Genomic DNA, 624 nt, shown 5'->3' with positions numbered 1-624 from the left:
TTTCTTATTGATTGCTTTGTTTTTATTCTGACGCACGGCGGAGTTATTAATTCTTTATGTAATATCGCCTGTTGTGATAGTATCGGCAATTCAAGATGATGGACGAAGATTTAAAAACTGAAAAGAATTAACGGTTGCTCGCTTTATTAGTTTTAATATGGTTTTTTTAGCATATAGTTTGTTCTTATGGAGTATGTCTGTATTCGCGGAAATTGGTAAAGCCATTCCCGACCCAACAACAAGACCAATTTTTACTTTATTAGTTATTTTTGCGTTTGGCATTGTTGTTGTGAAATCCCCTCAACTATTATCATCGTTGTTGGGTGGTAATACATCGTTGGGTGATGGGATTGGTAACATAATGGGGTTGAAAGTAGCAACCAATGCTTTTATGACTGGTGGGGCGTTGACAGTAAGTGGTGTTCGTGCAAGTTATAATTTAAGTAAAAAAACTGCTCGTAGAATTGGTACAATGCGTGCATATCACGCAGGAATAAAAGAACACGGGTTTAAAAATGTTGCCAGGGCACAATTTAAAAACGCATTTACTGGTGGTTATAAAAATCAACATAGCAAAGCAAGTGAAAAAATCAATCAGTGATTTACTGATAAATAAATTTAAAA

At 34.9% G+C, this 624-nt stretch carries 1 protein-coding gene; it reads left to right on the top strand.

Annotated features, from left to right (window positions below; translation table 4 throughout):
• Positions 1 to 616, top strand: a 616-nt coding sequence (locus tag D9R21_RS06800; RefSeq protein WP_206609255.1) for an Mbov_0396 family ICE element transmembrane protein, incomplete at its 5' end; no start/stop codon positions are given.
• Positions 617 to 624 lie beyond the last annotated feature (8 nt).

Source organism: Spiroplasma endosymbiont of Megaselia nigra (assembly GCF_003987485.1).
In the GTDB taxonomy this organism is placed as follows: Bacteria; Bacillota_I; Bacilli_A; order Mycoplasmatales; family Mycoplasmataceae; genus Spiroplasma.
The sequence above is the reverse complement of the archived record's forward strand: the minus strand, read 5'-3'. Positions and strand labels throughout refer to the sequence as shown.